Annotated in this window: 8 protein-coding genes; 5 read left to right on the top strand and 3 right to left on the bottom strand. The window is 57.7% G+C overall.

Annotated elements, in window-relative coordinates; all coding sequences use genetic code 11:
* Positions 1-204: 204 nt before the first annotated feature.
* Complete coding sequence (locus tag ACGVKB_RS02975) at positions 205-435, top strand: hypothetical protein (protein WP_392349786.1); 231 nt, start codon at positions 205-207, stop codon at positions 433-435.
* 9 nt (positions 436-444) lie between these two features.
* Here ACGVKB_RS02975 and clpS read toward each other — a convergent pair whose 3' ends face one another.
* The gene (gene clpS, locus ACGVKB_RS02970; RefSeq protein WP_392349785.1) at positions 445-741 is read right to left on the bottom strand and encodes an ATP-dependent Clp protease adapter ClpS; all 297 of its coding nucleotides are present in this window, start codon (positions 739-741) and stop codon (positions 445-447) included.
* A gap of 71 nt (positions 742-812) precedes the next feature.
* Between clpS and petN the strand changes: the two genes are divergently transcribed.
* Both petN and ACGVKB_RS02960 read left to right on the top strand, forming a co-directional pair.
* Positions 813-914 carry a cytochrome b6-f complex subunit PetN gene (gene petN / locus ACGVKB_RS02965; RefSeq protein WP_007097877.1) on the top strand — a complete coding sequence of 34 codons (102 nt, stop codon included), beginning with the start codon at positions 813-815 and terminating at the stop codon, positions 912-914.
* Positions 915-1,190: 276 nt separating this feature from the next.
* Positions 1,191-2,342 (top strand): hypothetical protein, encoded by a 1,152-nt coding sequence (locus ACGVKB_RS02960; protein WP_392349784.1) that lies wholly within the window; start codon positions 1,191-1,193, stop codon positions 2,340-2,342.
* On the opposite strand, the gene psb29 is transcribed toward ACGVKB_RS02960, so the two are convergent.
* On the bottom strand, positions 2,324-2,977 hold the full coding sequence (gene psb29, locus ACGVKB_RS02955; protein ID WP_392349783.1) for a photosystem II biogenesis protein Psp29: 654 nt from the start codon (positions 2,975-2,977) through the stop codon (positions 2,324-2,326). The genes ACGVKB_RS02960 and psb29 overlap by 19 nt on opposite strands.
* Positions 2,978-3,053: 76 nt before the next feature.
* On the opposite strand from psb29, the gene clpP reads away from it, so the two are divergent.
* Together clpP and ACGVKB_RS02945 are read left to right on the top strand one after the other, a co-directional pair.
* Positions 3,054-3,647 (top strand): ATP-dependent Clp endopeptidase proteolytic subunit ClpP, encoded by a 594-nt coding sequence (clpP, locus tag ACGVKB_RS02950; RefSeq protein WP_392349782.1) that lies wholly within the window; start codon positions 3,054-3,056, stop codon positions 3,645-3,647.
* Positions 3,644-3,796, top strand: a complete 153-nt coding sequence (locus ACGVKB_RS02945) for a DUF2256 domain-containing protein (RefSeq protein WP_392349781.1) — start codon at positions 3,644-3,646, stop codon at positions 3,794-3,796. Before clpP ends, ACGVKB_RS02945 begins: the two co-directional genes overlap by 4 nt.
* A gap of 610 nt (positions 3,797-4,406) precedes the next feature.
* Here the strand turns inward: ACGVKB_RS02945 and ftsH are convergent.
* Entirely contained in the window at positions 4,407-6,320 is a 1,914-nt protein-coding gene (gene ftsH, locus ACGVKB_RS02940; protein WP_392349780.1) for an ATP-dependent zinc metalloprotease FtsH, read from the bottom strand.
* Positions 6,321-6,333 lie beyond the last annotated feature (13 nt).

Below are 6,333 nucleotides of genomic sequence, written 5' to 3'. Positions count from 1 at the left end.
GGGCTTCGCCCTCGGACGCGGGAAATCACGGCGGGGGTGATCGTCTGAATGGCCGATTCTTTGGCCAATGATTTAAGCCAAGGAATCAGGCCATCCACGTACGTGCTGTGGGTGATCACGACGCGCCCCACGGGAGTTCCTTCATCAGCAATTGGCAGAACTTAACGGTTTTGGCTATGTGGAAGGCAGTGCTCCGTCGGAGAGATGCTGCGATCCGTCGATGCGTTGAGACAACAGCTCAGTGAACCGCTCACTGATCGCTGCGGACCCCAGGCCCGGATGTTGACCGCTGAAGTGCATGGCGGCTTGGTCTGTGGCCTGGCCATCTGCCCTGGTCGTGTGATGCGCTACGTCTTGGACGACAGGACGCGACGACTGAAGACCGTTGATTTGCTGCGGCTCACGCCGACTGCAGGCAAATCGGCGGCCTGCTGAGCTGCTGGGTCAGTTCACGTCCAGAGGAGCCATGGTCAATCCCTCTGCTGCCAGCTGTTGGTGATACAGCTCAGCCTGTTCGAGGGGACCGCACCAAACCTCCGCGGATCCCTGGCTGTCGATCTGGTTGGCAAGGGACCAGGCTTTGTCCTCGCTCATTCCCGGAATGATGCGGCGCAGACAATCCACCACATGTTGAAAGGTGTTCACGTCGTCATCGAGAACGATCACGCGAGCCTGTGGATAGCCCTGGGTGACGCGCTTGCGCTCCAGCACGGTTGAAGATCCTGGGCTGGAGCTGCTCATGACGGTTAAAGACGGAGGTGGGATCAGCGCGAAACACTAGGTAGGATCTCCGCAATCCCCCCGTCAAGATCATGCTGTTCACGTTTGCCTGGGCATCTCTGGCTGCAATGTTCAGCTTCTCAATCGCCATGGTTGTTTGGGGCCGCAACGGCGACGGCACACTGAACTTCTGATCAGAGCGCTTGGATACGCCTCTTGTCAGCCAAATTCTGGCTGGTTCCGCTGCAGCTCTCCTGGTATTTGTCAGCGTCGCTGTGATTTATCTCTCCACTGTCGAGTGGAGAGATCGGCGTCGCCGAAAGCGCTAAATGACTTGGTCAAGGGGCTGCTCATGGCTTCTGGCCTGGCCTATTTCAACGTCAGGCCTGATCCTGGCTCTTGTTGCCCCTTCGATCGGTCTTTTGATCCGAGCGAATCTTCGGCCTCAACCCTCGGGGCTGGCTGCCTTGGTGGCACGCACCGAGCGCGTGCTAAGTGCTCGCGTACAGGCTTCGGCAGAGGTGCCCGATCTCTGGATTCGCTACCTCGGTCCGTCTGAAGCGAACCGTCGTTGGTCGGTCTTGGATCGCCAGCTCTGGTGGATGGCATTTCCCCATGATGGAGAGCCGGTTCTGGCCTTGCCCACCTCCGGGGACATTGCCCTGTTCTATGCCGATGCCCTGCATGCCGAGGCCGATCGGACTGCTGCGCGACGGTTGGGATCAAGCGCGGACTCTGCAACAACACAGGATTGCCTTGTCGCCCTGACCCGGGGTCCTGCGCTGCTTTGGACGCCGTCCGCCGTTGAGCGCCTCACGGGTCCGTTGGCCCCCTTGTTCAGACAACTGGGCTACGGATGCCTGCACTGGAGGATGCATCGGCAGCAGCTCGAGATTTTGGGTGTGGTCTCTGAAGGGCGTCTTCGCTCGGAGGGCTTCCCATCACCTGGGATGGTGTCGCCACGCTCCTCCTGGATGACACAGCCGTCAGCAACGTCGGAGCCCCCGTTGCTTGAGCTCGAGTTGTTGGAAGCGAGCTGGCTCCTCCAGGGGCTGTTGGATCAGTCTGTGTTGCAACAAGCTCTGGCCCAGAATTACGGGCTCGACTCCGAACGGCTGGATCGACTGCTGAAGCTGCCGCTGCGACTCAGAATTCATCCAAGTGAGCAGCCAGGTGTCCAGGCGTCATTGGAGTTTGACTTTGTCCTGAGCCGTGCGGACGAACGTTTGTTCGAGCCCTCCCTCCAGGCGATTGCCTTGACCCTGAAGGGCTATGGCATGCAAGCGAATCGGGTGCAAGGCTCGACTCTTTGGTCCAAGGAGAGCACGACCGGGTCCCCAGTTTTGGGGGGTTGGCATCGATTCGTGAATGGAGTGTGGCGTTTCAGCCTCGGGGCGGCACCGCGTCGAGACGAGGCAAGGATCCCTGCGCCACCCACGATGTTGCAGCTTCGTCTGAAGCCCAGTCGGTTCAACCAACTGGGTTGGCTTGATTCAACGTGGCTCGAGGGCTTGAAATCTGGGCGAACTGCCGAGTTTCATCTCGCCCCCATCGATCCAGGTGCTGCGTCCACCCAACAGCAACGTCAGTTCAGCGTGCGCGGTCAGCTCGCACTGTTCTGAGCCGACTCGGCATCCCGCTTTTCTCGTTTGCGGCGTTCTGCGGCCAAGGTCTCTTCCATCAGCTCAACCGCTTGCTGCATGCGTTCGCTGTTGGAGCGATAGAGATTCAAGTCCTTCTCGACTTTGGCTTTGGGTAAGCCGAGCTCTTCGGCCACTTGCAGCGCCTGCTGCTGGAGAGCCTCGTTGTCGGGTGTTGTTGCTTCACCCCTAACCGCTTTCAGGATGGTGTCCACACCGATCGCCATCATCCGGGAATAGTGCTGGTCGGCTGGCAAGGCATGGCTTTTCAAAGCCTTGCCAACGCCATCGACGCTGCTGGTGGAGCTTTTGATCTGGTCGACGGTGGTGTTGGCCAGTGCGATCAGAGCCTCACCGTCGAAGCCATTGCTGGTGCAGAGAGCCGGCAGCAGCTTCTGACGTTGTTCTTCGGGTTTGTAACCAGCACTGAAGGTGGTGAACACCGCGTTCAAACCGACCGCAAACAGAGCGTTGGTTTGGAAGGATTTCTGATGGCTCAGCAGATGGAGTTCGACGAGAAGCTCATCCGCCAGGCGTCGGTAAAGGGGAGCGATTACATGCGGGAACGTTTGATGAAACGCCCGCTTGCTGTCCGCGATCGTCTGACGGTCGGCCAACTGCGTGCACGAGAGGGTGGCAGAGACCCTAGCGCTCAGATGGCGCCGTTAAGATTGAAGCAACTGCTGAGTTCAGATGATCCCGATCGTGATCGAGGAGTCCGGCCGGGGTGAAAGGGCCTTTGATATCTATTCGAGGCTGTTGCGCGAACGCATCATCTTCCTGGGTGAAGCTGTTACTAATGATTCTGCGAACAGAATCGTGGCTCAGATGCTTTTCCTGGAAGCGGAGGATCCCGACAAAGACATTTACCTGTACATCAATTCACCCGGTGGATCCGTCTATGACGGGCTCGGAATTTTTGACACCATGCAGCACATCAAGCCAGATGTGCATACGGTTTGTGTCGGGCTTGCCGCCAGCATGGGTGCCTTCCTGTTGTGTGCTGGAACCAAGGGCAAACGCAGCAGCCTTCAGCACTCGAGGATCATGATTCACCAGCCGTTGGGTGGTGCACAGGGCCAGGCCAGTGACATTCGAATTCAAGCCGATGAAATTCTGTTTCTCAAAGATCGGCTGAATCAGGAAATTTCTGATCGCACCGGCCAACCCCTGGATCGCATCAAGCAGGACACCGATCGTGACTTTTTTATGTCGCCATCCGAGGCGGTCAGTTATGGACTGATTGACTCTGTGATCGATAAACGTCCGGTTCATTCAGTCTCTTGACCTCGGATCGACCGTCAAAAATCTGTCCGGTTTGTGAGCGTCCTTTCCAGTGGCGAAAGGCCTGGAGAAACTGCTGGGAGGACGTCGTCTATTGCTCTGAACGGTGTCGGCGTCGCAAGTCGAGCCGTCAGGCCATTCATTCCGATTGAGCTTCTGGGTAATGGTTGGGCCATCACTCCGGTGGACCGTTGTGAATCAGCGCCAGCTGGATCGGAGCGTTGAGATCCTCAAAGTTTTGAGCGCTACCCCCGCTTGTTGCGTGAATGTACCCGTTGCCAATTCAAGGGCGAGGGCCATTGATCATGGACCAAGTCCTTGCACGACGAGCCAAGGTGGCGATGGATCGTCGTGATCGTGTGTCTGAGTGATGCTTGACAATCAATCGTGATCAGATGCCCATTGGTGGTGCATTGCGTGATCTGAACTGATTTTATTGGTATCCGCTGCGTGCTTGATCTGGCTTGTTCGCGTTTCATGGGAGTTCAGAGGCTCCTTCTCTGCGAGCTTGATGAGTTTGGGACTGGCCGATGAGGTGATCTCGATGATCACAATCAAAGATCATTCACGGACTGCTCCAACTCAATGCTTTGCGATGACAAGGCATTGAGTTGGACGTGGCGCGTCAGGACTGTTGTGGAGCCAGTGTGTTGTTTCTGCTCATCAATGACGGCTCCGATGGCGAGAGCTCCGATGGTTGAAGCCCATTAAAAAATCCCCCCGCAACGATTGGATGCGAGGGGAGATGTGAACGGAATGTGTTCAGTTCAGGATCGGTGTGGTGCGATCTTTTTCGGGAACTGCGGTGAATTCAGCGACGACGGCCTTGAACTCATCACCATCCATGGTTTCTTTCTCGATCAGTAATTCAACGAGACGATCCATGGCTTCGCGGTTGGCGGCAACGATGTCCACGGTTTCGCTGTAGCAGCGTTTGACCATGGCCCTCACCTGTTCATCAATCTGCTTGGAGATCGAATCAGAAACATCACTACGGGTCATGAGGTCTCGGCCGAGAAACACTTCCTGACCACCACCTTCAAGGGCGACAGGTCCAAGATCACTCATGCCTAGCCGGGTCACCATGTTCCTGGCCATCGAAGCCACCTGCTGGATGTCGCCACCCGCTCCGGTGGTGACTTCCTGGTGTCCGAATACCACATCCTCAGCGGCACGGCCACCGAGGGCTCCCATGATCCGAGCCTTCAACTGAGCGCGGGTCACCAAGGTCTGCTCTTCGTCAGGAGAGAACCAGGTCAGGCCTTGGGCCTGTCCACGTGGGACAAGGGTGACTTTCTGGACGGGATCGTGATCCTTCACCAGGGTCCCGATCAGGGCATGGCCCACTTCGTGGTACGCGATCAGGCGCTTGCTGCGACCATCGGTGAGGGGACGGCCTTCCATCCCTGCAATGATCCGATCCACCGCATCATCAATTTCAGAGAGCCCAATGGCTTCCTTGCGGCGACGGGCGGTCAGGATGGCTGCCTCATTCATCAGGTTGGCCAGATCAGCACCGGTGAAACCAGGGGTGCGTCGGGCAATGCTGTCGAGGGTGAGTTCACCCTCCAGCTTCTTGTTGCGGCAGTGAACTTCGAGAATTGACAGACGGCCCTTGATGTCAGGGGCGTCCACCGTGACCTGGCGGTCGAAACGGCCGGGACGCATCAGAGCTGAGTCAAGAACATCCGGGCGGTTGGTGGCCGCGATGATGATGATTCCGCTGTTCCCCTCGAAACCGTCCATCTCCGTGAGGAGCTGGTTCAAGGTCTGTTCACGTTCGTCGTTACCGCCGCCGATCCCGGCACCACGCTGACGACCGACGGCGTCAATCTCGTCGATGAAAATCAGGCAGGGGCTGTTTTCCTTCGCTTTTTTGAACAGGTCGCGAACGCGGCTGGCGCCGACACCCACGAACATTTCGACAAATTCAGAACCTGAAAGGGAGAAGAACGGAACACCGGCCTCACCGGCGATGGCCTTCGCCAGGAGGGTTTTACCGGTTCCAGGAGGACCCACCAACAGAAGACCGCGGGGGATCTGAGCACCAACGGAGGTGAAACGCTCGGGCTGCTTCAGGAAGGTGACGACTTCCTCAAGCTCCTGCTTCGCTTCGGCAACGCCAGCGACGTCGTCAAACATCACGCCGGTTTCCGCTTCCATCATGAAGCGAGCTTTGCTCTTGCCGAACTGCATGGCTTGCCCAGGACCACCGGGCATGCCGCTGTTGCGACGTGCCAAGAAAATCAAGGCACCGATCAGCAGGAGTGGGAAGAGCAGGTTGCCCAGCAAGCCGAGGGCAGGCGGTGCAGTCTTCGGGGGATGAATGTCGAAGCTGATCCCTTCGTTCTTGAGGGTGTTGATCAGCTCCGGTGCCAGACCAGGCAGGTCGACACGAATGCGTTGAACTTTGTTGTCGAGGTCAGGATCAGCAGCTTCGACGACTGCGTTCCGGCCGCCGTCGTAGATATCAACGGCTGTGACGCGTCCGGCTTCCACGTAGTCAAGGAAGCGGCCGTAGCTCATGCGGGAGACCGCAGCATTCCGAGGAGCAACGGTTGGACCGTTATTGGCGACTCCGTTGAGTCCGCCATTGCTCACCAACTGCCAACCGATCAGCAGAACCACCCCGATCGGCAGAAGCCACAGAGCAATGAGGCGCCAGCGCTGATTCATGACCTTTGGTGAT

This window comes from Parasynechococcus sp. (assembly GCF_042954325.1).
GTDB lineage: Bacteria > Cyanobacteriota > Cyanobacteriia > PCC-6307 > Cyanobiaceae > Parasynechococcus.
The sequence above is the reverse complement of the archived record's forward strand: the minus strand, read 5'-3'. Positions and strand labels throughout refer to the sequence as shown.